This window comes from Ruegeria halocynthiae (assembly GCF_000743705.1).
GTDB lineage: Bacteria > Pseudomonadota > Alphaproteobacteria > Rhodobacterales > Rhodobacteraceae > Ruegeria > Ruegeria halocynthiae_B.
In genome coordinates this window covers 259,218-283,116 of sequence record NZ_JQEZ01000004.1, presented here as the reverse complement: position 1 = coordinate 283,116, position 23,899 = coordinate 259,218, and the positions used below count along the sequence as shown (strand labels likewise).

The window sequence follows — 23,899 nt, the reverse complement described above, 5'->3', positions numbered from 1 at the left end:
TACAGGATTCCCCGATGGCAGACCAGCGTGCCGAACTGACATGGACCGAAGATCAGATCCCGGTTTCAGACCGGTTCGATGACCCCTATTTCTCGTTGCAGAACGGGCTTGAGGAAACGCGGCACGTGTTTTTGGTAGGCAACGACCTGCCCGTGCGGTTCAAGGCAGGGTTTCGCATTGCCGAGCTGGGGTTCGGCACGGGGCTGAACATGCTGACGGTCTGGTCTGAATGGGAACGATCCGGCCAGACCACGCCCCTGTCATTCACCAGTTTTGAGGCCTTTCCGATGCTGCCCGAGGATATGGCGCGCGCGCTGGCCGCCTTTCCCGAACTAAGCCCCTGGAGCGACCGTTTCCTGGCGCAATGGCAATGTGGCACATGCGATCTTGGCACCCTGCATCTTGAGGTCATAAAGGGGGATGCCCGCGACACGCTGCCGAATTGGACCAGTGGGGCGGATGCCTGGTTTCTGGACGGATTCTCACCCGCCAAAAACCCCGAACTTTGGGGCGCGGACCTGATGCAGCAAGTCGCGGAACACACCACCACAGGCGGCACCGCCGCAACCTATACGGCGGCCGGTTTTGTTCGGCGCGGGCTGCAAGACGCCGGTTTTGCCGTCACCCGCAGCCCCGGCTACGGTCGTAAGCGGCATATGACCCGTGCGGTCAAAACATGACGCAACAGAACAACACACGAGCAGGGATCACCCTGATGATCGCGGCGACGATTGTGTTTGCTACTCAGGACGGCATCTCGCGCCATTTGGCGGGAACCTATAACACCTACATGGTGGTGATGATCCGGTATTGGTTCTTTGCAGCCTTTGTCATTGCTCTGGCCGCCCACGCGCCGGGTGGAGTAGGGGCAACCGCGCGGACCCAACAGCCGGGCGTGCAAATCCTGCGTGGTCTTCTTCTGGCAGCTGAAATCTGTGTTGCCGTTTACGCCTTTACGATTCTGGGGCTGATCGAAAGCCAGGCGGTGTTCATCTGTTACCCTTTGCTGGTCGCCGCACTCAGCGGTCCTGTGCTGGGCGAACAGGTGGGGTGGCGACGGTGGGCCGCCATTGGTGTTGGCTGTGTCGGGGTTCTGATCATCCTGCAACCGGGGATAGGCGTGTTCAACCCTTGGGCAGTGATCCCGCTGATTGCTGCGCTGATGTTCGCGGTCTACGGCCTGTTGACCCGATACGCCGCGCGGCGCGACAGCACAGCGACTAGTTTTTTCTGGACCGGCGTGATCGGAGCCGTCGCGACAACACTGGTTGGCGTCTGGTTCTGGGAGCCGATGGCGCGGGCGGATTGGCTGTGGATGGCGCTGCTGTGCGTAACCGGTGTTCTGGGCCACTGGCTGCTGATCAAATGCTACGAGATGGCCGAAGCCAGCGCGGTACAGCCCTTTGCCTATTTCCACCTGATGTGGAGCGCCATTCTGGGCATCTCGATCTTTGATGAAACCCTGCGGCCCGCCGTTATCGTTGGCGCAACTCTGGTCGTCGCCGCAGGGTTGTTTACCCTATGGCGCGAACGACGCCAGCGTTGATCCCACCAGTTCCTGCGAGAACGGAACCGGCAGCGCAGGCTGGCCCAGCCGGGCGCGATAGACAGGCAGGCTTTCGGTCACGCGCATGACATAGTTGCGCGTCTCGCTGAACGGAATGGTCTCGATCCAATCGACCATATCCACCTCACCTGCGCGCGGGTCGCCATAGCGTTTCATCCATGAAATCGGCCGCCGCGGCCCGGCGTTATAACCTGCGGCCATCATGACCACATTGCCGTTGAAATCAGCAGCCAGCCCGGACAGGTAATTGGCCCCCAGCTTGGCGTTATACTGCCAGTCCGACGTCAGCTTGCCGGTTTTATGACCGCTGAGAATGCCCAGATCGCTGGCCACCACCTTGGCCGTGGCAGGCATCACCTGCATCAGGCCGCGCGCGCCTGCGCCGCTGATAACCACCGGGTCAAATTCGCTTTCGCGCCGGGCGATGGCCAGCGTCATCTCTTTGGCCATCGGCAGCCCGATATCGGCCACTGGATGCACGGGATAATAGGCAGCAGGCAGGACGACACCGGTTTTTGCCGCGCGTTTGGCGATCATCACCGCAAGATGCGGTTCCTTCAACTCGATCACCAGATCGCCCAGTTGATTGGCCTGCACCGAATTCAGACCTTCGACCAGATGGGTCAGGAACCGCTCGGACAAGGGGTCTTCGCCTGCGCGCAGCAGCAGCAAGCCAGCTTCCAACACACTGGAGTTGGCGAACTCGGCCTGTTTCCAATGCGGCGCGCGGCGCGGGTTGGCCAGCTCACTGTCAAAGGGTCGCCCGATCCGTTCCGCCGCCAGCAAGCCATAGAAGGATGTTTGATAATCCGCACCCGCCGCATAGGCGTCATAGGCCTTGTCCGCATCCCCCTGCGCAGCATAGGCCCGGCCCAGCCAATACCCGCCGCGCCCTTTCGAGATCGGCGATTGCACCGCGCCCGAGAAGTTCTGGAAATGCCGTACAGCTGTTGTCGGATCGTTCAGTTTGCGCAGTGCAAGAAAGCCCGCCAGCCATTCCAGATCGGCATAGCCATAGCCCATTTCAGGCGTCATGTGATGGTTGGCGGCTATTTCATAGGCGCGGTTCATGTCACCATTGCGCATCTCAAGCCGTGCCAGCCTGCGCCGTCCTTCGGCCCATTTGTCCGGCTCGCCCAGGGCGTCCGGCCCGGTTGAACGGGCCAGCATCAGGTCAATAGCGCTGTCGTCCAATTCTTTCCTGTCGCGCCAAACAAAACGGTCAAATGCCAGGCCGGGTGTTCCGGTCAGGGCATCCGGCACCGCCGCCACCTTGCCGTCCACACCCGGCAGACGTTTTTGCAACGCGATCCGCGCCTCGGCCAGTTTGCGTTGGTCCGTGCCGACCAGTGGCAGCATCTGCCCGGCGCTGACCAGATGATTGTCCCACAGCATCCGATCCAGACGGGCTGCGTGATGCGGTTTCAGCAGGTCGCCGAAATTCTGCAAATAGTCCTTTTGCAGGCCCGACCCCATCGGCATGGTGCGCCACGCTGCGACAACGTCGGCCTCGGCGTCGCCCTGACGTCCCTTTGCCATCAGCGCAACGGCATAATTCAACGCGCCTTCGGCGGTTTGCGGTGACGTATCAGCGTAGAACTTCAGAACGCGATCAGGATCGGCACCGGTAAAGGCGGGCTCGCTCTTGCGTCGCAACCAGGCCAGTCCGGGCCAGTCCGGGCGGCGCTCCAGAAACACCAAAACATCGCCGGAACTGCCAAACCCTTCGCGCAGCCAGTGCCAGACAATGATGTCCCGAGATACCGAACCACGTGGACCCGATTCGCGCAAAGCGGCATTCCAGTCGCCCTTGCGCATTTCATACAATCCGGCCCGCAGATCACCGGCGGCATCAGCTTGCGCCTGTCCGACCGAACCCACAATCACCGCTATCAATAACGCCAGAACGCGTGTCATCCCTTGCATTTCCCAACCAACCAAGGATACAGCCATTCAGGATAAACCTTGCGCCGCCGGGATCAACTCAGAAAGCCACAATCGTGATGGCCCGCGATGCAAAAACTTTAACTGCACTCTAAGGAGCGTGTCATGTTCAAAGGCTCGATGCCAGCCCTCGTCACCCCGTTCACTAACGGCGAGTTGGACCTGAAGGCGCTCAAACATCTGGTAGAGTGGCAGATTCAGGAAGGTTCGACCGGGCTGGTTCCGGTGGGCACCACCGGTGAAAGCCCGACGCTCAGCCACGAAGAACATGAAACGGTTGTCGCCGAGGTGGTCAAATCCGCCGCCGGTCGCGTCCCGGTGATTGCCGGTGCGGGGTCGAACAACACGGTTGAGGCAGCCCGCTTTGTCCGATTCGCGCAGACAGTCGGCGCGGATGCCGCACTGGTCGTCACGCCCTATTACAACAAGCCGACCCAAAAGGGTCTGTTGGCGCATTTCCGGGCGCTGCACGATTGCGCGGATATTCCGATCATCATCTACAATATCCCCGGCCGGTCGGTTGTCGACATGACGCCCGCGACCATGGGTGCGCTGGCGGAACTGCCGCGCATTGTCGGGGTCAAGGACGCCACCGGCGATCTGGCACGCGTCAGCCAGCAGCGTGCCACCTGCGGTCCTGACTTCTGCCAACTGTCGGGCGAAGACGCCACCGCGCTGGGCTTCAATGCGCACGGGGGGGTTGGCTGTATCTCGGTTACGGCAAATGTCGCCCCGAAGCTGTGCGCCGACTTCCAACAGGCCACGCTGAACGGTGATTTTGCCAAGGCGCTGGACTATCAGGACCGCCTGATGCCGCTGCACGAGGCGATCTTTATCGAGCCGGGCCTGGTCGGCGCGAAATACGCGCTCAGCAAGCTGGGTCTGTGCGGCGAAGAAGTCCGCTCGCCTCTGACCACGCTGGAAGACAGCACCAAATCCGCCATCGACACCGCGATGGTACATGCCGGACTGCTCTGACCTGCAATAGACCGGGTCTGCTCTTCATCTGGCTAAAAATATCTCGGGGGATGAATTGGCCTGCAAGGCCAAGAAGGGGGCTGGCCCCCGTCTTTACCGTTTGCCGTAATACAGGCCGACGACATGTTCCGCCTGCGCAAAGAACAACCAGCGTGACACGGCCACTCCGGCCAGATGCGACAGGACGGCGAGCAAGCCAAAAAAGTGGCTGAAGGGCAATAACAGCAGGGCGACTGGCACAAAGAAGGCCAGGGCAAACGAGATGACACGCAGTTTTGCGACGTGTTTGCGGCCCACTACATGCACGAATTCGCGCAACAGGTAATTGGTACCTGTATGCGGCGGCTCAAAGGCCCGAACGCTGCCACGCTGGCCCAAACCCGTAGCTGTGCCCAAATTGGTCCCCGAGCGTTCAAGGGCGCTGTCGCCGCGCCACCAGTACAAGATCTGCACACTGGCCGCGATGGCCAATAGTGGAATAGCCAGGCCGGCCTGCCCGGCCAAGACTGCGCCCCCCGCCAGACCAAAGCTGAGAAACATGACAGGGGTCAGGGCCATGTTCCAACGCGGAATTGTCCTGAGTTGCGTGTAGATCATCGAGGTGGTGAACACGGTCGCCAGGGAAAACAGCGCGCCGAGCAAGCCCAGAACACCCCAACGTTGGCCGAAGAAAATCGCGCCGATCGCATAAAGCCCCATGATGATCAGGGCAATCACCGCACACCAACCTTCACGGCTGAGCCAACTGGATTTCCATTGAGTCAACGCGTTCCATGCGCGTTCAGGGCGCCCCAGATGGAAGGTTGAGGCCATCAACCCACCCACAGACAGCGCATAGGCAATGGCGTAGATCACAAAAGCCACCCAGCCAGTGACCTCGGGCAACCCAAGACCAAGAAAGAACAGCAGGCCAAACCCAAGGCCCGACAGAGTGGTGAAGACGATGACGGAAGGGGCCGGATGCATCAGAACTTCTCCAGAGTTTTGTCGAGCCAACCGATGAAACCGCCGGGTTCCTCGGCAACCGGTGCCAGCAAGGGGGCCAGAATGTCGATCTGATCCTCAATCTGATCCTTGGGGCGTGGTGGCAGGTATTTGTTGACGGGTTTGGTGCCCATTTCCGGCATCAGGTCCATGCCGTCGCGTTCCGCCACCAGTTTGCTGACATCGCTGTCAGGATCGCCCAGATCCCCGAAGTGCCGCGCGCCGGCGGGGCAGGTCCGCACGCAGGAGGGAACCCGGTCCACCTCGGGCAGGTTCTCATTGTAGATACGGTCAACGCAGAGGGTACATTTCTTCATCACCCCTTCGGCCTGATCCAGCTCGCGCGCGCCGTAGGGGCAGGACCATGCGCATAGGCCACAGCCGATACAATCGCTTTCGTTGACCAACACGATGCCATCTTCGACCCGTTTGTAGCTGGCCCCGGTGGGGCAGACGGTGACGCAGGGGGCGTCTTCGCAATGCAGGCAGGATTTGGGAAAGTGGATCAGTTGGGCGTGACCTTCGGCGGGCTGCACCTCGTACGAGTGTACGCGATTCAGGAATGTCCCGGAAGGGTCGGCGCCATAGGCGTCCTGATCGGACAAGGGGGCGCCGTAGTTTTCGGTGTTCCAGCCTTTGCAGGAAATCACGCAGGCATGGCAGCCAACGCAGGTATCCAAGTCAATGACCAGGCCCATCTTGCGGTCGGTGGATTGGGGTAGCTGGGTCATGACTGCCTTGCCTCCGCGTTTGTGGTGAGGGCGGGAGCGAGGGGCCAGCCCCTCGCGCTCCCCGGGATATTTTTGGCCAGATGAAGAGCGGATCGGGTCATTTGCCTACCTTCCATACCAAATCTTTTGGGCCGGTGCCGACCGGGGATTTGACCGGGGGAAATTCAGGCTGGCTTTCGGCGTCGGTTGGCGGCGCGGCTTTTTCGATTCTGACCTTCAGATCGAACCATGCAGCCTGTCCGGTCACAGGGTCTGAATTGGCCCACCTCATCCCGTCGCTCTTTGGTGGCAAAAGCTCGTGGATCAGGTGGTTGAGCAGGAACCCTTTGGTGGCTTCGGGGGCGTCTTCTTGCAAAGCCCAGGCTCCCTTGCGCTTGCCAATAGCGTTCCAGGTCCAGACGGTGTTTTTATTCAGCGCGGCCATTTCCATGACCGGCACAGTGATCTCGCCGTGTGGTGAGCTGACTTTGGCCCAGTCGCCGTCCTGCAACCCGTGTTCGCGCATCAGCTTGGTCGGTACATAAAGCGGATTGCGCCCATGCAACTGACGCAGCCAGGCGTTCTGGGTGCCCCAGCTGTGATACATCGCCATCGGACGCTGGGTCAGCGCGTTGATGGTATAACCCTCGTTGCCCTGTTGATCGGTTTCATACCATATCGGCAATGGGTCCATCGTGTCCTTGACGCGCTGGCGCAGATATTCGGGCGGTTGTTGGTCGCCGTGCCCTTCGGCGGCCAGTTGGAATTTGCGCATCGGTTCGGAATAGAGCTGGAACAGGTAGGGCTGTGGGCTGTCATAGATGCCCATGCTGACGGCCCAGTCCTGATAGGCCGCGTTCCAGGGTTTGTAATAGTCGGCCCCCTCGGGGATATGAGCGACATAGAAGCCGCCGTTTTCGATATAGCGGTTCAGCTGGTCTGGGTTGACCTCGCCCCGTCCTTCTTTATCGCCGTTTTCGCCACGGAACCCGGCCAGGGGGCCAATGCCCGGCTTGCGCTGATGGGTGACGATATAATCGGCGTAGTCTTTCCATTTCGGACTGCCGTCTTCGTTGGTGAAGCCCGGCAGGTTCATGCGGTTGGCCAGTTCGATCAGCACCGACTGAAACCCGCGCACATCGCGGTCGGGTTCGATCACCGGCCAGCGGATGGCGTCGGCGGCGGCGTCAGCCTCGCAGATCGGACGGTCGAGCAGCGAAATACAATCGTGCCGTTCCAGATAGGTCGTGTCGGGCAGGATCAAGTCAGCATAGGCCACCATTTCCGAGGAATAGGCATCGGAATAGATGATGTTGGGGATGACGTATTTGCCATCCTCGTTGCGGGCGGTCAGCATTTCCATCACGCCCTTGGTGTTCATGGACGAATTCCACGACATGTTGGCCATATACATGAACAGGGTGTTGATCTTGTAGGGATCGCCGGCAGCGGCGTTCGAAATCACCATATGCATCAACCCATGGGCTGACATCGGGTTTTCCCATGTGAACGCCTTGTCGATGCGTTGGGCGTTGCCGTTTTCGTCCAGCAACAGATCTTCGGGGCCGCGCGGGAAGCCAAGATGCGGGCCTTCCAGCGGGCGTCCGGGGCGGCGGTCGCCATGGGGGGTCGGGTGGGCCTCGACCGGTTTGGGGTAGGGCGGTTTGAACCGGAACCCGCCGGGAACCTCGACCGTGCCCAACAGGATTTGCAGCACATGCAGCGCGCGGCAGGTTTGAAACCCGTTGGCATGGGCCGAAATCCCGCGCATGGCGTGGAAGCTGACGGGTCGGCCGATCATTTTCGAATGTGTTTCACCCCGAAAATCGGTCCATTCCTGATCTAGCTCGATCGCCTCGTCAAAGGCAACGCGGGCGATTTCGGCGGCGATGGCGCGGATGCGGCTGGCGGGGATCCCACAGCGCTCGGCCACGGCCTCGGGGGCGTGATCGTCGTTCAGGTATTTTTCCGCCATCAGGTGAAAGACGGGCCGGTGGGTGACACCGTCCTTGTCATAGGTCGCCGACAGATCGGGCCGCACGCCCGGTTTATCGAAGGCGGTGGGTTCCCCTGTCTTGCGGTCGATCACCAGCGGTTTGCCATCGCCGTCACGCAGGAACAGACCCTTTTCAGGCCCTTCGGCTGCATTCACCAGCACCGGCGCGTTGGTATAGCGGCTGAGGTAATCCAGGTCGATCTTACCTGCCTTCATCAGCACATGGATCAGCGACAGGATGAACAGGCCATCGGTGCCCGGGGTAATGCCGACCCAGTCGTCGGCGATTGCGTTGTAACCGGATCGGATCGGGTTCACCCCAATCACCCGCGCACCGCGCGCCTTGATCTTGCCCAGCCCCATCTTGATGGGGTTGCTGTCGTGGTCTTCGGCCACGCCAAACAGCATGAAAAGCTTGGTGTGATCCCAATCGGGTTGGCCAAATTCCCAAAACGCGCCACCCATCGTATAGATGCCGCCTGCAGCCATGTTGACGGAACAGAACCCGCCATGGGCCGCATAGTTGGGCGTGCCGAAATTCTGCGCCCAGAATGACGTAAAGCTTTGGCTTTGATCGCGTCCGGTGAAAAAGGCCAGCTTTTGCGGCGCGGTTTCGTGCAGTTCATTCAGCCAGCCGACTGCGGTGCTGATGGCTTCATCCCATTCAATCTCGCGGAATTCGCCTGAACCGCGCGGGCCGACACGGCGCAGGGGCTTGCGCAGGCGTGAGGGTGCGTTGACCTGCATGATCCCTGCGCTGCCCTTGGCACATAATACGCCCTTGTTGACCGGGTGATCGCGGTTGCCTTCGATATAGGCGACTTTGCCGTCCTTCATGTGGACGTTGATGCCACAGCGGCAGGCGCACATGTAGCAAGTGGTCTTGCGGATCTCGTCCGAGACCTTGGGCGAAGTATCAATAGTTGGCTGGTTCACGTGCGCCCCCTGTAGCTGACTACCCGATCATGCCCATATTTGACGGAAAATCGGAACTTTATTTTTTAGTCGTCAATCTGGCGCGACTTGCGTTCCAAGTTGATTATGCTGCGCCTGTACCGCTGTGACGGCGATCATGTGCAAAACATCTTTGGCGGAACAGCCGCGCGACAGATCGTTGGCCGGTTTGGCCAGACCTTGCAGCACTGGTCCGATGGCTTCGACCCCGCCGATCCGCTGCGCAATCTTGTAGCCAAGATTGCCCGCGTTCAGGCTGGGGAAAACAAAAACATTCGCTTCGCCCTTAAGGGGCGAGTCGGTGGCTTTTTTCGCCGCGACCTCGGGCACGAATGCGGCATCGAACTGCAATTCGCCGTCAATCAGCAGGTCAGGGTCTTGTTCGCGCGCTATGCGGGTCGCCTCGACCACTTTTGAAACTTTGGGATGATCGGCGCTGCCTGAGGTGGAAAAGGACAGCATCGCCACCCGCGCCGTTTCCCCGGTCAACACCGTATACGAGGCGGCAGATGCGCGAGCGATTTCCGCCATCTCCTGCGCATTGGGATCGACCACAAGGCCGCAATCGGCAAAGATGCGGGCACCTTTTACGTCGTGGTGATCCTGACAGAACAGCATCAGGAAAAAGCTGGATACCATGGCCGCGCCCGGCGCGGCTCCGATGATCTGCAAGGCGGTGCGGACTGTATCCGATGTCGTTTCAACAGCGCCGCCGACGGTGCCGTCAGCGATGCCCTGCTGTACCAGCATGGCGGCATAGGTCAGCCTGTTGGTGATCTGCTTTTGCGCCCGCTCTTCGGTCATGCCCTTATGCTTGCGCAATTGGTACAAGGCCTGCGAAAGTTCAGGTGCATTCGGGGATGTCTTCGGATCGTGAATTTCGATCCGGTCCGGATCGAACCCCTCATGCGTGCCCAGCAGTGCCGAAACCCTGGCCTGATCGCCAACTAGAATGATCCGCCCGACATCCTCTTTCACGGCCATGACCGCGCCTTCGACAACGCGGGGATCATCGCCTTCGGACAGGGCGATGATCTTGTTGGAAACGGATGCCGATCCGAGAATGGCGCGCAGAGGTTTCATGCGATTTATACCCCAGCCTGCGGGGTCATGTCATCCGCCGAGATACCCGCAACTGCGACCGGGTTTTTCATTGCATCACGGCGGAATGGCTCACCCAGTTCCTGATTGATCATGGCCTCGATCAAGGTGGTGATTCCGTTTTTCTGATCCGTGATCGCCTGGTTCAGCGCCGCAGTCAGCTCATCCATCGTGCGTGCCACCACGCCCTTCAAGCCACAGGCCTGCGCGATCCCGGCATAGGACACTTTGGTATCCAGTTCAGTGCCGACGAAATTGTCGTCATACCACAGGGTCGAGTTCCGTTTTTCCGCACCCCACTGATAGTTGCGGAAAACGATCTGGGTGATTGCGGGCCATTCCTCACGGCCGATGGCGGTCAGCTCGTTGACCGCGATGCCAAAGGCACCATCCCCGGCGAAACCGACAACGGGCACGTCCGGGCAGCCGATCTTGGCACCCATTACTGATGGCAAACCATATCCGCAGGGGCCGAACAGGCCCGGGGCCAGATACTTGCGGCCTTCCTCGAACGAGGGGTACGCATTGCCGATGGCGCAGTTGTTGCCGATGTCGGAGCTGATGATCGCCTCTTTCGGCAGGGCGGACTGAATCGCGCGCCACGCCATGCGCGGGCTCATCCAGTCGGGCTTGTCCGCACGGGCGCGCTGGTTCCAGGTGGTGCCGGGGTCGTCATCCTCGTGATCCATGCTGGACAATTGCTGCGCCCAAGCGGATTTCTTCTGCGCGATCTTGGACTTGCGGTCGTCGCGCCCCGCGTCACCGGCGGTATCGCTAAGCTGCGCCAGAATACCGCGCGCAACCTTGGCCGCATCACCAATAATGCCGATAGAGAGTTTCTTGGTCAGACCGATGCGATCCGGGTTGATATCCACCTGAATGATTTTTGCGTCGGCGGGCCAATACTCCATGCCATACCCTGGCAGGGTCGAGAACGGGTTCAGACGGGTGCCCAGGCACAGCACCACATCCGCTTCGCTGATCAGCTCCATCCCCGCTTTTGATCCGTTATAGCCCAGCGGGCCTGCAAACAGCGGGTGGCTGCCCGGAAACGCGTCATTGTGCTGGTAGCCAACGCATACCGGCGCATCCAAGCGTTCGGCCAGCGCTTTCGAGGCGTCGATGCCGCCTTCGGACAGAACCACACCGGCACCATTCAAGATCACCGGGTTTTTCGCGTTCGATATCAGCTCGGCCGCTTGCGCCACGGCATCTTCACCGCCCGAGGGGCGTTCGAATTCGACAATGGCTGGCAGGTCGACGTCAATCACTTGCGTCCACATATCGCGCGGGATGTTCAACTGGGCCGGGCCGCTGGCGCGTTTGGCCTGCATGATCACGCGGTTCAGAACCTCGCAGACGCGGGTCGGATCGCGAACCTCTTCCTGATAAGCGACCATGTCTTCGAACAGTTTCATCTGCTCGACTTCCTGAAAACCACCCTGACCAATGGTCTTGTTCGCCGCCTGCGGTGTGACCAGCAATAGGGGTGTATGATTCCAATAGGCGGTCTTTACGGCGGTGACAAAGTTGGTGATACCGGGGCCGTTCTGCGCGATCATCATCGACATTTTGCCAGTGGCGCGGGTGTAACCATCGGCCATCATGCCAGCGCTGCCCTCATGCGCGCAGTCCCAGAACATGATGCCAGCTTTCGGAAACAGGTCCGAGATCGGCATCATCGCAGAGCCGATAATCCCGAACGCATGTTCAATCCCGTGCATTTGCAGGACCTTAACAAAAGCCTCTTCCGTCGTCATTTTCATCTGAATGATCTCCGCGCGTGTTTGGAACGGCCGGGTATGTCGCCACCCTACCTTTGTTTATGTTATTGACCTATGGGAAAGAATGGCGTTAGGGCCAGAACGTCTGGCGGAATAGGTCCAGAGCGTCAGCCCGCGCGTATGGCGTCGGCGATCAGCTTTACACCCGGTGCAATATTGTCGGGGTTGATCGAGGAATACCCTAGGCGATAGAAATTACGCGGCTTGTCAGGGCCGGAAAAGAACGGTGCGCCGGGTTCGATGTGAACGCTTTGACTTTGCAATGTGTGGGCTAGCCTGGTGGTGTTGACGCGGTCGGGGGCCGACATCCAGATTGACGACCCGCCAAGAATACCGCGCCCGGCAACGGTCAGCCCGTATTGCTCTACGGCTTTGTCCAGCGCATTACGTCTTTGCGCCAATGCTTTGGACATGCGCTTGATCTGCGCGTCGTAATGGCCCAAAGACAGGAAATACGCCGCCGTGCGTTGAATGTGACCTGGCGGATGGCGCAGAACCAGCGACCGCAGCGCCCGGGCCTCGCGGATGAAAGGTTCGGACCCGACCATGTAACCCAGCCGCAACCCCGGAAACAGCGATTTGGAAAAGCTGCCCACATAGATTACGCGCCCATCCCGATCCATGGACTTCAAGGCCGGGGAAGGGGGGCCAAGAAACGCCATTTCGAATTCATAATCATCCTCGACCACCATTGCGTCCAGCTCACGCGCGCGCATCAGCAGATCATGGCGGCGGTCGACCGGCATGGTGGCTGTTGTCGGGCTTTGGTGACTGGGGGTGGTGAAGATCACATCGGTCTCATCGGGCAGCGCATCGGGTGGCAACCCGTCCCGGTCCACGCCGAGAGGAGTGACTTTGCAATCGGAATGGTTCAGCAGATCACGCAGCGCGTAATAGCAGGGGTCTTCAATGACAGCCGTGCGGTTGCGGTTCAGAAGAATGCGCGAGGCCAACCACAGCGCGTTCTGCGCGCCCATGGTGATCAGGATTTCCTCGGGGCGGGCGGCGATTCCGCGACGGGGCAAGGTGTGACGGGCAATGAATTCGACCAGCAGCGGGTCGTCCAGATCCACATAGTCACCGGTCAGGGAATCGAAGTCCTTGTGGCCCAGCGCACGCACGGCGCACAGCCGCCAGTTGGCGTGGTCGAACAGGGACCGGTCGGCCTGACCGTAGATGAACGGATAGCGATAATCGCGCCAGTCGCTGGGTTTCGCCAGAACATCCCCGTCCGAGAACCGCCGCGCCAGGGCTGCGTCCCAGTCGACCGTTTCGTCGCCGCGCTGCACGGGGGAATACTTGGGCGGTACGGGGGCGTTTTGCGAAACGTAATATCCCGACCGGCCTTTGGCGATCAGGTAGTCATTGGCCAGCAGCTCGGTATAGGCCAGTGTTACGGTGATCCGGCTGACGCCCAGATGTGCGGCCAGTTTGCGCGACGAGGGCAGCTTTTCCCCAACATGGAATCGGCCGGACAGAATGCCCTCGGCGATCATTTGTTGAATCTGCGCCTGCAGTGTGCCCTGGCCGTTAAGCTCAAGAAAGAAGGTTTCGACCGATATCGCCATAAGGTCTTATAGGTTGGACTTATGGGGCGGGCAATCTGGACTTAGGCATTTCTGACGAATTCTTTGGTCGGGCTGGTTGACTGGTCAATGTGATTGGACTAAATAACTAGAAAGCTAGTTTAATAGGATAAGCGAAATGTGGGAAACGGCAGCAGCAGGATTTTCGGCCATGGGGTCCGAGGCCCGGTTAAAGGTTCTGAAGGCACTGGTCCGGGCCGGGGAGGCCGGGCTGACGGTTGGTGAAATCCAGACCCGGACGGGTATCGCGCCATCGACACTGGCGCATCACCTGCGGTTTCTGGCGGCAGGTGGCGTTGTCGAACAGGAAAAGATCGGGCGTACCACGATCAACCGCGCCTGTTACGGCGAATTGAAGGCACTGGCGCAGTTCATTCTGGCTGAATGCTGCGCGGATGAGGTTGGAAAGGCGGCAAACGATGGCTGAGTTGACGCAAAACCCCAAAATCCCGGCAAAAGCCGCGTTGGGTCTTATCAAAACACCCTGGGCTGTGATTGTGGCGATCCTTGTGGCGGTCGCGATACTGGACCCGGGCAACTGGACCGAGGTCGTGAGTTTCGCAGGCAAGGCGCTGGCCCACACCGGCCAATACATCCTGTTTGCGGTGCTTTTGCTGTCCTACCTCAAAGCGACCGGGGCCGAGGTTATGGTGGCGCGCGCCTTTGAGGGGCGCGAGACGCGGATGATCTTTCTGGCGGCCTTGTTCGGTGGGCTGGCCCCGTTCTGTTCGTGCGAGGTTATCCCGTTTATCGCGGGTTTGCTGGCGCTGGGCGCGCCGCTGTCGGCGGTGATGGCATTCTGGCTGAGCTCTCCGCTGATCGACCCGCCAACGCTGTTGATCACCGCAGGCGCGCTGGGCTGGCCCTTTGCGATCGGCAAGGCGATTGCGGCGGTGGCGCTGGGTCTTTTCGGTGGCTTCACCGTGCGCGCCCTGATGCGCGGTGGTGCCTTTGCGCAGCCCTTGCGGGACTACAAACCGGCCGGATGCGGTTGTGGCCCAAAACAGGATGACAAGCCCGTCTGGCGGTTTTGGCGGGACACTGCGCGCCGTCACCGGTTCCGGTCCGAGTTCGCCCAGAACGGGTTGTTCCTGCTGAAATGGCTGGCGCTGGCCTATGTTCTTGAGGCGCTGCTGGTCAGCTATGTCCCCGCCGATCTGATCGCCCGTGTGGTGGGTGGCGAAGGGATCGTGCCGATTGTGATTGCCGCGCTGGTCGGGATGCCTGCCTATCTGAACTCATACGTTGCGCCGCCGCTGCTGGCGGGTTTGACCGAACAGGGGATGAGCGCGGGCGCGGCGATGTCGTTCATGATTGCGGGTGCGGTCAGTTCGATCCCGGCGATGGCGGCCGTGTGGTCGCTGGTCAAACCGAGGGTCTTTGTGACCTATCTTGGGCTGGGCATCACCGGCGCGATCATCGCCGGTATCCTGTTCCAGATGATCTGAATGATCTGAATGAAAAACCGCCCGGTGTTGCCACCGGGCGGTTTTGCTTTCTTAGCTTGCTTCGCAATAGCGCGGAAGTTTGAAGCGATACCTGGTGTCCCCGCTTTCGACATATACGCGCTTTTCGATACAGGCGCTGGTGCCGACAGTGCGCGAAATTGGGGCCTCGGTCGATGTGATCGAGGTGGCCGACCCATCCGGCAAACGGACCGAGGCGATGACGCCGTTATCGACGTCTCCGTTGATCGGGGTCGCCGACAGTACCGGGACCGTCAGAAAGGCTTCGTGTTCGTGCGTGCCGTCATCATTCAGCACCAGCAACGCCGTTGCGACAACAACCAGGCCAACGCTGCCCGCCAATGGCAATCCCCACGTCTTGAGGAAGGCATAGATCGACACGGCACGGTGTGGTCCAAAAAGCGCGGACAAGATGTTCAGCATGGGGGTCTCGTCAAAAAAGCCCTGGCCGTTTCAGACCGGTGCTGCTTGAGAATCAGAGGCGCGGATCATCGCTTTCGTCTTCATCCTCGGCGTCGCCCTTGGGCAGGTTAAAGAAGCTGTCAGCGTCGATGATCGGCTCTTCTTCTTTCTCTTCGGCAGGCTCGTTGGACAGCGAGAAAGTTTCCAGACCTTCGATGGCGGTCGGGATCTTCGGTGCGGCGTCCATTTCCAGCGACTGCTCGGTCGAGACCAGCTTGCGGCGTTCGTCATCGCTCATGACACCACCTTCGGCGGCCTTCTTGGCAGCAGCCTTCTGTACAATGGCGTCCAGCTCGGACTGTTTGCACAGGCCCAAAGCAACCGGGTCAATCGGCTGCATGTTCGAGATGTTCCAATGCGTGCGTTCACGGATCGACTGGATGGTCGGTTTGGTGGTGCCCACCAGCTTGGCAATCTGACCGTCGCTGAGTTCGGGGTGGAACTTGACCAGCCACAGGATCGAGTTCGGACGGTCCTGACGTTTGGACAGCGGGGTATAGCGCGGACCACGGCGTTTTTCCTCGCCCGAGGCGGCGGGGTTGAACTTGAGCTTCAGCTTGTACAGCGGGTTGCCCTGCGCCGTGTCGATCTCGTCCTGGGTCAGTTGGTTGTTGGCGATCGGGTCAAAGCCTTTTACGCCAGCTGCCACATCGCCGTCTGCGATGCCCTGCACCTCAAGCTCGTGCATGCCTACGAAATCCGCGATCTGCTTGAAGCTGATCGTGGTGTTGTCCACCAGCCATACGGCTGTTGCCTTGGCCATAAGCGGTTTTGCCATCAGCCCGTCTCCTATAAATACATCTGTCCCGTCGCCGGAATTCGGCGGCCCCTTGGTCTTGGGGCAGGTTTCCGTTGTCGGGGAACTTGGGCTGTATATAGTCGCGCAAAGGCAAGAAGGGAAGAGGTGAATGCGCAGGGTGCTTCGGGGTCTGTTTCTATGGGTATTCAGCGCGGTTGCTGCGCTGGCCAATGGCGAAAAGGCGGGTGAGTTCGACTACTACGTTCTGGCGCTCAGCTGGTCGCCGAACTGGTGCGCGCGCGAAGGTGATGCGCGGGGATCGGATCAATGCGACGCCCGGTATGACCACGGCTGGATACTGCACGGGCTGTGGCCGCAGTTTCACCAAGGCTGGCCTTCGTACTGCCGCACACCCGAGGCCCCGCCGACCCGCCGCATGACCCGCGAAATGGAAGATATCCAGGGCTCAGCCGGTCTGGCGTGGCACCAGTGGAAGAAACACGGCACCTGTTCCGGCCTTTCGGCACCTGATTATTTTGCCCTGTCCCGGCAGGCTTATAAGGGGGTCGAGCGCCCTCAGGTGTTTCGCAAGCTGGACGCATCGGTCAAACTGCCCGCATCAATTGTCGAAGAGGCGTTCCTGAAAGCCAATCCAGGGCTTGAGCGCGACATGATCACAATCACCTGCAAACAGGGCTATATCGAAGAGGTCCGCCTGTGCCTGTCCCGCGATCTTGACCCGGTGCCCTGCGGCCGCGACGTGATCCGTGACTGCACCGCCAAGGACGCGCTGTTCGACCCGATTCGTTAGAGTTTTTTGTTCTGGCAGTCCCGGGCATAATCCAGTGCTTTGGCAGTGCCTTTCAGATCAATCGCCATCACCACCTCACCCGCCGGGTTGTAGACGGTCATTGTCTTGTTCTGGGCAATCGCAGTGACAAAACTCCGGTCGGTGAAAAACACCGTCGCGCCCGGCACGTCGCGCTGATTGAACCCGATGGCCGTGGCGTCAAAGCTTTTGCCATCCAGTTCAAACCGGATCGGATAGCTTTTGCCCTGTTCAATCTGGCCCCAGGCCTTGTTGTAGACGGCGAAATACCCGCGATTGTCCAGCGCGTCATAGCCAATGCGAACCACCGAGAGATCCTGATACACCGTCTGGATCAGGCACCCGTTGCCCAAGGCGGGGTCCATCATGATGTTCCAGCCTTCGACAAAGCCTTTGTCGATGAGGTCCTGCGCGAAGGAGGCCGTAGCGGTGAAGGTGGCGAAGGTGAGGGCGAGATGGCGGGTCATTGGGTTGTTTCCTATAATAGTACTTTGTTCATCCAGATAGCTGCAGTTTTTTACCTTGTTCGACCCGCGTGTATGCCATTGAAAAGATAGAGGCAGTAAGAGCGGTGTTGAAAATACCCAGAAACCCAGCCACCGTCTGGTACACAGTATTGGAAACTGTGATACCAGCGAAAGTTTCTGGAACTTCTGAGGCAAGGCCCTGTTGATTCAACGTGAGCGCAACGCCCATGAAAATCAGGGAAAAAACCGTAGGTCCAGTGACAAGCCTCCAAAGAATAAACCAAAAACTCCTCCGGGCTCGCTTTAAAGCAGCGCGAACACCCATCGAAGTCCGGATCGCCGCAGCCGGTATCATAGTGCCGACCGCGGCGAGTAACACGCCAAACAACGGAATGGATAAGAGCATGGCGTAACCCAGTGCTTCGCGTCCGGAAAGCGTCTCGTCTGGCAGTGTGGCTTTTACTATGAGAATGGTGGTAACCATTGATAAAATAAGGAAAAAAATTGGAAGTAGAAATGCGACCCAGAAGCTCCAACTTGGGGAAGAGTTTTGGGGAAAAAATTGAAAAACCGAAACTGTGGTTCCGGTAAGCAGCGTGAAGTGAAATGCGAACGCCAGATACCCATAAACCATTAATGTTGGCACAAGAGATCGAGCGATACTTCCTTGCCCCCAAATATCCAGTAAAAATAAGATCACCGATGCAAGCAGTATTGGCAGCCAGTAAATACGAAAGATGTGGAAGGCGAGTTTGTACAAAGATAGTACCTTAGTTCTTGGAGGTTTAAATTGGATCGGAATTAATCTAATGAAATTAATTAGTAAAGGCTCACAATTCCTTCCGCGCCCTCAATGCAGCCGTAATCGTCCCGTCATCCAGGTAGTCCAGTTCTCCGCCAATCGGCACACCCTGTGCCAGTGAGGTCAGGCGCACCTGACCCTCCAGCTGATCGGCGATGTAATGGGCGGTGGTCTGGCCGTCGACAGTGGCGTTCAGGGCCAGAATGACCTCAGAAACCCCCTCGGCCATGACCCGATCCTTGAGGCGGGGAATGCGCAGCTCATCCGGGCCAACCCCGTCCAAAGCCGACAATGTGCCGCCCAGAACGTGATAGCGGCCTTTGAACACGCCAGCGCGCTCCATTGCCCAGAGGTCGGCGACGTCCTCGACCACGCACAGCTCTCCGGTTGCGCGGGCTTCGGCGTCGCAGATGTCACAGATATCGGTGGTGCCGACGTTGCCGCAGTTCAGGCATTCACGGGCGGTTGCGGCCACCTGCTGCATGGCGTCCGACAGGGGCGTCAGCAGCAGGGCGCGTTTTCGGATCAGGTGCAGAACCGCGCGGCGGGCCGAGCGGGGGCCGAGGCCCGGCAGCTTGGCCATCAGGTCGATCAGATTGTCGATATCGCTGTTCGAACTCACCGGGCACGCTCCTGCAAATGGGTCGGGCAGGCATGCCCGACCGGTCTTCCGTCAGGAGTGCCTATCAGAACGGTAGCTTGATGTCTTTCGGAAGACCCATGCCTTCGGTCAGCTTCGCCATCTCGTCTTGCGAGCGTTCAGCCGCCTTGGTCTGCGCGTCCTTGATGGCGGCCAGGATCAGATCCTCGACCACTTCCTTGTCGTCGCCGTTAAAGATCGACGGGTCGATGTCCAGACCTTTCAGGTCACCTTTGGCAGTGGCTGTCGCCTTCACCAGCCCGGCACCGGATTCGCCGACAACCATGATGGTGTTCAACTCTTCCTGCATGTCGGTCATCTTGGTTTGCAGATCCTGCGCGGATTTCATCATCTTGGCCATATCGCCCAGACCGCCTAAACCTTTGAGCATCGGTTTTCTCCTGTAAATCAGTTTGACGCCTAAATACGGGTGACACTCGCGCGGCACAAGGGGCGGGGTACTCCCGCCGGTCGTCAAGGTCTTTGGCAAGACCTCTCCTTCCGTTGGGCCCGGCAGCGCGGGCTATGCCCGCGCTGCCGGGCCCAAGGCCGCTTAGAGAGATCGGCGTCAGCCGAGACCGCGTGGCGGGCGCGGGAGGATTTGGGGGTTTGACGGCGATGGTGTGTCAGTCTTCCTCGAAGGGGTCCCATTCGTCTTCAACTTCGGGCAGGGCTTCGGTTTCGACTTTGGCCGCGCGTTGTTCCGGCGTTTCGATCCGCTTGATGCGGGCTTTGGGGAATTGCATCAGTACGGCCTGAACCAAAGGGTGCTGTTCAGCCTGCTTTTTCAAAGCAAGATCGGCGGCGTCGCGAACCTCGGCGATTGTGGCAGCCTCGCCATCTGCCACGATCGACACGGCCCATCGGTTGCCGGTCCAGCGTTGCAGCGCCGAACCCATTCTCTGCGCCAGATCGGTGGGGGCGTTGTCGGTCGGCGTGAACTCGACCCGACCCGGTTGATACGACACAAGGCGCACACCGTTCTCAACCTCGACCAGCAGCTTTACGTCCCGGTTTGTCCGGATCAGCTCAACAACATGTTCAAACGTCGGATAGCGGGCCAGTGCCGCTTGGACGTCCTGCGCCAATGCTGCGGTCGGAGCGCCCGCGCCCGCGCTTGCCTGCGCAACATATGCGGGTGCCGCTGAGACCGGAGAGGATCCGGCAGCGTGCTGTGGTGCGCCCACTCCGCCCCCCGGTCCACCGGCGGGCGGTGGTGTGTCCTGAAGGCGTTTGATCAGCTCTTCCGGGCTGGGCAGATCGGCCACATGGGTCAGGCGGATGACGGCCATTTCCGCCGCCATCATCGCGTTGGGCGCAGCAGAGACTTCTTCCAGCGCTTTCAGCAACATCTGCCACATTCGGGTCAGCACGCGCATCGGCAGGGCCTCGGCCATTTGCTGGCCGCGCGCGCGTTCGTCTGGCGACACAGTCGGGTCTTCTGCCGCATCAGGGGTGATTTTGACGACCGACACCCAGTGGGTGATTTCGGCCAGATCGCGCAGCACCGCCAGCGGGTCGGCACCTTCGGCGTACTGCCCGCTCAGTTCGGTCAGGGCACCCGCTGCATCGCCGCGCAGGATCATATCCATCAGATCCAGCACCCGCCCACGATCGGCCAGCCCCAGCATTGCGCGCACCTGTTCGGCGCTGGTTTCCCCGGCACCATGCGGTATCGCCTGATCCAGCAATGAGGTCGCATCCCGCGCCGATCCTTCGGCGGCCCGGGTGATCAGCGCCAGCGCGTCATCTGCGATCTGGGCGTTTTCCGCCGCTGCGATCTTGTTGAGCAGGCCGATCATGTCTTCGGGTTCGATCCGGCGCAGGTCGAACCGCTGACAGCGCGACAGAACCGTTACCGGCACCTTGCGGATTTCGGTCGTGGCAAAGATGAACTTCACATGTTCGGGCGGTTCCTCAAGTGTTTTGAGCAGCGCGTTGAAAGCGCTGGTCGACAGCATGTGAACTTCGTCGATGATATAGATCTTGTAGCGCGCGCTGGCGGCGCGATAGCGGACGCTGTCGATGATCTCGCGGATATCGTTCACGCCGGTGCGGCTGGCGGCATCCATCTCCATCACGTCGACGTGCCGGCCTTCCATGATGGCCACGCAGTGTTCACACTGGCCGCAGGGTTCTGTTGTCGGCTTGCCTGTACCATCGGGGCCGATGCAGTTCATGCCCTTGGCGATGATCCGCGCGGTGGTGGTTTTCCCGGTGCCGCGAATGCCGGTCATGATAAAGGCCTGCGCGATCCGGTCGGCCTCGAACGCGTTTTTCAGCGTACGCACCATTGCGTCCTGACCGACCAGGTCGGTAAAGGTTTCCGGGCGGTATTTACGGGCAAGAACCTGATAGGCGGGGCTGGGCGTGTCGTTCATGTCTGCTCTGTCGGATTCGGGTCAAGGATGCAGCGTAGAGACCGCCGCCGTCCGCGTCCACAGCGGGTAAGGGCGAATTTCCATTTGCATGACATTTTGCGCGCCTTAGAAACGATCCCCAGGGAGGGTCGTCTCGTGAGCCTGTTCGAAATTCATACTGTGCAAGTGGGGAATGGCACCGTTGCCCTGTCTGCTTTACCGGGGCGCGACGACAGCTATCCGCAGGATTTAAAGGTCATTCGCGATTGGCGGCCGGATCTGGTGATCTCTATGACCACCGAGGCCGAGATGCTGCAACAAGGGGCCGCTGGGTTAGGCGACGACCTGCGTGCGCACAACATCCGCTGGCACCACCTGCCGGTTGCGGATTTCGGCGCGCCATCACCCATGATTGATGCCCTGTGGGGGGACGTCTGCGTGGCGGCCCGCCGGGTCCTGGCCCAGGGGGGGCGGGTGCTGGTGCATTGCCGGGGCGGGTGTGGGCGGTCCGGGATGATTGTCCTGCGCATCATGGTGGAGCATGGGGAAATGCCAGAGGCCGCGCTGAAACGCCTGCGCGTGGCACGACCCTGCGCGGTTGAGACAGACGGTCAGTTGGAATGGGCCGCACAGGCAGCCCGGCGTTGAGTGCAGGGCTGGGTCAGGCCGATAAATGCTCGGATATCGGCGCAGCCGGGCGCGGCACCAGAGATGAGACCTCAAGCATTGCGCAGGGCAGGTCGGTCAACACGCCCGCTGGCAGCGGTGTAAAAGAGGTGCCAAACATCATGTCAGCATACCCATCCAGCGTTTTTGTCGGGGTATCCGCGCAAGTGCCGCAAAAGACCCTGATCTGATCTTTTTGCGCCCAAAAACGCGCGGTGCACCCTTCCGGGCAATAGGTCAGATCACTGCTGCCTTCGACCTGAAATTCCGGGGTTGTGGTCGGTGCAGCGGTTTTCATCGCGACGGTCATCGCTCGTGCTAGCCGCGCCAGGGCCGGGCATGTCTTGCCGGTGCGTTGGCACACAGTTGCGGTGAATTGATGCGTCTTTGTCTTCCATATCATAATGCGCCCTCCGCGCGAGGAACGGGGCATTGTTCAGGTAAGGCAGCACGCTGACGACCTGCCCGGACACCCCGCCCGAGTTTCGGTTTTCGTTCGATGGCAGGTCTCCTGACTTGCGGGTCATCGCTTTGCCGACCTTCCCGGCCTTTCGGCCAGTGGTGTTTCGGCATTGCTTACCGCTTACAGTTGCGGGGGCAGTCGCGGCCTAGGTCCGTTCCGGCATTGCCGGGCAGGACCGCACCGTGTTCCCTTTTCATCTCGCCCCGAAACCGGGGACGAGAACCATCACAGTATCGCTAGCGGGTGCGAGCGCCCCGAGTCAAGCCAGAGTTGGCACGGCAAAGCGGACGTTTGGTCATGTCCGGCCGGTCTTGACTTGCCGGGGCAAACAGGGCGGATTGAGGAAGGTGAACCAAGCGGTTCAGAAAGATGAGAGCGCAATATGCTGGACACGTCACAGACCGTATTGACCGAGGATTATCAGTTTCCCTCAGGCGCGGGCCGCTTGTCGGCGCGGCTGTATGTGCCGGTGTCCGCACCCCGGGTCGCCGTGGTCATCCACAGCGCAACCGGCGTGCCGCGCGAGTATTATCAGCACTTCGCCCGCTGGCTTGCGGCCGAGCAGGGCATGGCTTGCCTGACATATGATTACACCGACTTTGGCCATTCGTTGCGCGGCCCCTTAAAGGCGTCGCGGGTCAGGATGGCGGATTGGGCGCTGACGGATATGCCTGCGGCCCGGGCCGAGATGCGGCGGCGGTTTCCTGATGCGCAACAATGGAGCATTGGTCATTCCATCGGCGGGATGCTGGGGCCGCTTCAGCCTGATATCGCCCAGATAGACCGCATGATCTGCGTTTGCTCTGGCGCTGTTACAGTGTCGGATCACCCCTGGCCCTATCGGGCGCTGGCAGGTCTGTTCTGGTACGGGCACGTGCCATTGATCGTGAAAGCCCTGGGGTATCTGCCGGGCCGCGCGCTGGGGTTTGGTGCGGATTTGCCTGCGTCGGTCTACTGGCAATGGCGCAGGTGGTGCACCGCGCCGCGAAACTACCTGCCCGAAGTCGGAGGCGCGCTGCCCAAAGCACGCTGGGCGCAAACCGATACACCCGTAGACCTGATCACTTTCGAAGACGATCAGGTGGTTCCGCCAAACGCGGTCTGGAGGTTGGCTGATCTGTATGGGCCAGATGCGCGCCGAATCCTGCTGTCTCCTGCTGAGTTCGATCTGTCCGGGGTGGGTCACATCGGCGCCTTCGCCCGCCGTAACGCCGCCGTCTGGCCACGGCTGATCGCATAGCCGGATCATTCGCTTGGCGCTGATACATTACGGAGTGAAGAAGTGAGAGGTTGGACATCGACCCAAGCGGGGCTCGTTGTGGCTGCTTCCTTCCGGATCTGACCAGGTTGGCGAGGCGCTCGCCCGCGCCAACCTCTCGGGGTTTGATATAAGCAAGGGCG

23 protein-coding genes, 1 other RNA gene and 1 riboswitch are annotated in these 23,899 nt (G+C 60.1%); of the genes, 8 read left to right on the top strand and 16 right to left on the bottom strand.

From position 1 onward, the window contains the following. Positions 1-14 precede the first annotated feature (14 nt). Positions 15-680, top strand: coding sequence for a tRNA (5-methylaminomethyl-2-thiouridine)(34)-methyltransferase MnmD (gene mnmD, locus JT51_RS16305; RefSeq protein WP_037315073.1), 666 nt, complete (start codon positions 15-17; stop codon positions 678-680). Continuing rightward, entirely contained in the window at positions 677-1,546 is an 870-nt protein-coding gene (locus tag JT51_RS16300) for a DMT family transporter (RefSeq protein WP_037315071.1), read from the top strand. Before mnmD ends, JT51_RS16300 begins: the two co-directional genes overlap by 4 nt. On the opposite strand, the gene JT51_RS16295 is transcribed toward JT51_RS16300, so the two are convergent. Next, positions 1,520-3,484, bottom strand: coding sequence for a lytic transglycosylase domain-containing protein (locus JT51_RS16295; protein WP_037315447.1), 1,965 nt, complete (start codon positions 3,482-3,484; stop codon positions 1,520-1,522). The two genes, JT51_RS16300 and JT51_RS16295, sit on opposite strands and share 27 nt — an antisense overlap. Positions 3,485-3,616: 132 nt before the next feature. Between JT51_RS16295 and dapA the strand changes: the two genes are divergently transcribed. Next, the gene (dapA, locus tag JT51_RS16290) at positions 3,617-4,489 is read left to right on the top strand and encodes a 4-hydroxy-tetrahydrodipicolinate synthase (RefSeq protein ID WP_037315069.1); all 873 of its coding nucleotides are present in this window, start codon (positions 3,617-3,619) and stop codon (positions 4,487-4,489) included. Between the two features lie 93 nt (positions 4,490-4,582). On the opposite strand, the gene JT51_RS16285 is transcribed toward dapA, so the two are convergent. The 6 genes from JT51_RS16285 to JT51_RS16260 all read right to left on the bottom strand — a co-directional run bounded on the left by JT51_RS16285 (position 4,583) and on the right by JT51_RS16260 (position 13,586). Further along, positions 4,583-5,455 (bottom strand): dimethyl sulfoxide reductase anchor subunit family protein, encoded by an 873-nt coding sequence (locus JT51_RS16285; protein ID WP_037315067.1) that lies wholly within the window; start codon positions 5,453-5,455, stop codon positions 4,583-4,585. Next, on the bottom strand, positions 5,455-6,204 hold the full coding sequence (locus JT51_RS16280) for a 4Fe-4S dicluster domain-containing protein (RefSeq protein WP_037315065.1): 750 nt from the start codon (positions 6,202-6,204) through the stop codon (positions 5,455-5,457). The genes JT51_RS16285 and JT51_RS16280 overlap by 1 nt, the downstream gene beginning before the upstream one ends. Before the next feature lie 97 nt (positions 6,205-6,301). Beyond that, the gene (locus JT51_RS16275) at positions 6,302-9,115 is read right to left on the bottom strand and encodes a molybdopterin oxidoreductase family protein (protein WP_081894720.1); all 2,814 of its coding nucleotides are present in this window, start codon (positions 9,113-9,115) and stop codon (positions 6,302-6,304) included. Positions 9,116-9,187: 72 nt separating this feature from the next. After that, the gene (pta, locus tag JT51_RS16270; protein WP_037315063.1) at positions 9,188-10,216 is read right to left on the bottom strand and encodes a phosphate acetyltransferase; all 1,029 of its coding nucleotides are present in this window, start codon (positions 10,214-10,216) and stop codon (positions 9,188-9,190) included. A gap of 5 nt (positions 10,217-10,221) precedes the next feature. Next, positions 10,222-12,000 carry a sulfoacetaldehyde acetyltransferase gene (xsc, locus tag JT51_RS16265; RefSeq protein ID WP_037315061.1) on the bottom strand — a complete coding sequence of 593 codons (1,779 nt, stop codon included), beginning with the start codon at positions 11,998-12,000 and terminating at the stop codon, positions 10,222-10,224. Between the two features lie 125 nt (positions 12,001-12,125). Continuing rightward, positions 12,126-13,586 carry a PLP-dependent aminotransferase family protein gene (locus JT51_RS16260; protein ID WP_037315059.1) on the bottom strand — a complete coding sequence of 487 codons (1,461 nt, stop codon included), beginning with the start codon at positions 13,584-13,586 and terminating at the stop codon, positions 12,126-12,128. 136 nt (positions 13,587-13,722) lie between these two features. Between JT51_RS16260 and JT51_RS16255 the strand changes: the two genes are divergently transcribed. Further along, positions 13,723-14,031 (top strand): ArsR/SmtB family transcription factor, encoded by a 309-nt coding sequence (locus JT51_RS16255; protein ID WP_037315057.1) that lies wholly within the window; start codon positions 13,723-13,725, stop codon positions 14,029-14,031. Next, positions 14,024-15,052, top strand: a complete 1,029-nt coding sequence (locus JT51_RS16250) for a permease (protein WP_037315055.1) — start codon at positions 14,024-14,026, stop codon at positions 15,050-15,052. Before JT51_RS16255 ends, JT51_RS16250 begins: the two co-directional genes overlap by 8 nt. A gap of 51 nt (positions 15,053-15,103) precedes the next feature. Here the strand turns inward: JT51_RS16250 and JT51_RS16245 are convergent, their stop codons facing one another. After that, positions 15,104-15,493, bottom strand: coding sequence for a hypothetical protein (locus tag JT51_RS16245; RefSeq protein ID WP_037315053.1), 390 nt, complete (start codon positions 15,491-15,493; stop codon positions 15,104-15,106). Between the two features lie 52 nt (positions 15,494-15,545). Beyond that, positions 15,546-16,310 (bottom strand): DUF1013 domain-containing protein, encoded by a 765-nt coding sequence (locus tag JT51_RS16240; RefSeq protein WP_037315051.1) that lies wholly within the window; start codon positions 16,308-16,310, stop codon positions 15,546-15,548. A gap of 130 nt (positions 16,311-16,440) precedes the next feature. On the opposite strand from JT51_RS16240, the gene JT51_RS16235 reads away from it, so the two are divergent. Next, positions 16,441-17,082 carry a ribonuclease T2 family protein gene (locus JT51_RS16235; protein ID WP_037315050.1) on the top strand — a complete coding sequence of 214 codons (642 nt, stop codon included), beginning with the start codon at positions 16,441-16,443 and terminating at the stop codon, positions 17,080-17,082. On the opposite strand, the gene JT51_RS16230 is transcribed toward JT51_RS16235, so the two are convergent. The 5 genes from JT51_RS16230 to JT51_RS16210 form a co-directional block, all read right to left on the bottom strand. Continuing rightward, entirely contained in the window at positions 17,079-17,567 is a 489-nt protein-coding gene (locus JT51_RS16230) for a hypothetical protein (protein ID WP_037315047.1), read from the bottom strand. The genes JT51_RS16235 and JT51_RS16230 overlap by 4 nt on opposite strands. Before the next feature lie 28 nt (positions 17,568-17,595). After that, positions 17,596-18,327, bottom strand: a complete 732-nt coding sequence (locus JT51_RS16225; RefSeq protein ID WP_037315045.1) for a hypothetical protein — start codon at positions 18,325-18,327, stop codon at positions 17,596-17,598. A gap of 70 nt (positions 18,328-18,397) precedes the next feature. Continuing rightward, on the bottom strand, positions 18,398-18,991 hold the full coding sequence (gene recR, locus JT51_RS16220; protein ID WP_037315044.1) for a recombination mediator RecR: 594 nt from the start codon (positions 18,989-18,991) through the stop codon (positions 18,398-18,400). 64 nt (positions 18,992-19,055) lie between these two features. Beyond that, positions 19,056-19,400, bottom strand: coding sequence for a YbaB/EbfC family nucleoid-associated protein (locus tag JT51_RS16215; RefSeq protein ID WP_037315043.1), 345 nt, complete (start codon positions 19,398-19,400; stop codon positions 19,056-19,058). 235 nt (positions 19,401-19,635) lie between these two features. Further along, a complete protein-coding gene (locus JT51_RS16210; protein WP_037315040.1) occupies positions 19,636-21,390 on the bottom strand; it encodes a DNA polymerase III subunit gamma/tau in 1,755 nt (584 codons plus the stop codon). A gap of 135 nt (positions 21,391-21,525) precedes the next feature. Between JT51_RS16210 and JT51_RS16205 the strand changes: the two genes are divergently transcribed. Beyond that, positions 21,526-22,017 carry a protein-tyrosine phosphatase family protein gene (locus JT51_RS16205; RefSeq protein ID WP_037315039.1) on the top strand — a complete coding sequence of 164 codons (492 nt, stop codon included), beginning with the start codon at positions 21,526-21,528 and terminating at the stop codon, positions 22,015-22,017. A gap of 13 nt (positions 22,018-22,030) precedes the next feature. On the opposite strand, the gene JT51_RS16200 is transcribed toward JT51_RS16205, so the two are convergent. Beyond that, positions 22,031-22,438, bottom strand: coding sequence for a hypothetical protein (locus tag JT51_RS16200; RefSeq protein WP_037315037.1), 408 nt, complete (start codon positions 22,436-22,438; stop codon positions 22,031-22,033). 80 nt (positions 22,439-22,518) lie between these two features. Further along, a riboswitch (cobalamin riboswitch) is annotated at positions 22,519-22,740 on the bottom strand. Positions 22,741-22,880: 140 nt separating this feature from the next. Here JT51_RS16200 and JT51_RS16195 point away from each other — a divergent pair. Then, positions 22,881-23,738, top strand: a complete 858-nt coding sequence (locus JT51_RS16195) for a hypothetical protein (RefSeq protein WP_037315036.1) — start codon at positions 22,881-22,883, stop codon at positions 23,736-23,738. Positions 23,739-23,778: 40 nt separating this feature from the next. Here the strand turns inward: JT51_RS16195 and ffs are convergent. After that, positions 23,779-23,877, bottom strand: an RNA gene (ffs, locus tag JT51_RS21575) — signal recognition particle sRNA small type. Between the last annotated feature and the right edge of the window lie 22 nt (positions 23,878-23,899).

Coding starts and splice junctions, on each gene's coding strand:
- mnmD (WP_037315073.1), top strand. CDS start 15: ATGGCAGACCAGCGTGCCGAACTGACATGGACCGAAGATCAGATCCCG.
- JT51_RS16300 (WP_037315071.1), top strand. CDS start 677: ATGACGCAACAGAACAACACACGAGCAGGGATCACCCTGATGATCGCG.
- JT51_RS16295 (WP_037315447.1), bottom strand. CDS start 3,484: ATGACACGCGTTCTGGCGTTATTGATAGCGGTGATTGTGGGTTCGGTC.
- dapA (WP_037315069.1), top strand. CDS start 3,617: ATGTTCAAAGGCTCGATGCCAGCCCTCGTCACCCCGTTCACTAACGGC.
- JT51_RS16285 (WP_037315067.1), bottom strand. CDS start 5,455: ATGCATCCGGCCCCTTCCGTCATCGTCTTCACCACTCTGTCGGGCCTT.
- JT51_RS16280 (WP_037315065.1), bottom strand. CDS start 6,204: ATGACCCAGCTACCCCAATCCACCGACCGCAAGATGGGCCTGGTCATT.
- pta (WP_037315063.1), bottom strand. CDS start 10,216: ATGAAACCTCTGCGCGCCATTCTCGGATCGGCATCCGTTTCCAACAAG.
- xsc (WP_037315061.1), bottom strand. CDS start 12,000: ATGAAAATGACGACGGAAGAGGCTTTTGTTAAGGTCCTGCAAATGCAC.
- JT51_RS16260 (WP_037315059.1), bottom strand. CDS start 13,586: ATGGCGATATCGGTCGAAACCTTCTTTCTTGAGCTTAACGGCCAGGGC.
- JT51_RS16255 (WP_037315057.1), top strand. CDS start 13,723: ATGTGGGAAACGGCAGCAGCAGGATTTTCGGCCATGGGGTCCGAGGCC.
- JT51_RS16250 (WP_037315055.1), top strand. CDS start 14,024: ATGGCTGAGTTGACGCAAAACCCCAAAATCCCGGCAAAAGCCGCGTTG.
- JT51_RS16245 (WP_037315053.1), bottom strand. CDS start 15,493: ATGCTGAACATCTTGTCCGCGCTTTTTGGACCACACCGTGCCGTGTCG.
- JT51_RS16240 (WP_037315051.1), bottom strand. CDS start 16,310: ATGGCAAAACCGCTTATGGCCAAGGCAACAGCCGTATGGCTGGTGGAC.
- JT51_RS16235 (WP_037315050.1), top strand. CDS start 16,441: ATGCGCAGGGTGCTTCGGGGTCTGTTTCTATGGGTATTCAGCGCGGTT.
- JT51_RS16230 (WP_037315047.1), bottom strand. CDS start 17,567: ATGACCCGCCATCTCGCCCTCACCTTCGCCACCTTCACCGCTACGGCC.
- JT51_RS16215 (WP_037315043.1), bottom strand. CDS start 19,400: ATGCTCAAAGGTTTAGGCGGTCTGGGCGATATGGCCAAGATGATGAAA.
- JT51_RS16210 (WP_037315040.1), bottom strand. CDS start 21,390: ATGAACGACACGCCCAGCCCCGCCTATCAGGTTCTTGCCCGTAAATAC.
- JT51_RS16200 (WP_037315037.1), bottom strand. CDS start 22,438: ATGATATGGAAGACAAAGACGCATCAATTCACCGCAACTGTGTGCCAA.
- JT51_RS16195 (WP_037315036.1), top strand. CDS start 22,881: ATGCTGGACACGTCACAGACCGTATTGACCGAGGATTATCAGTTTCCC.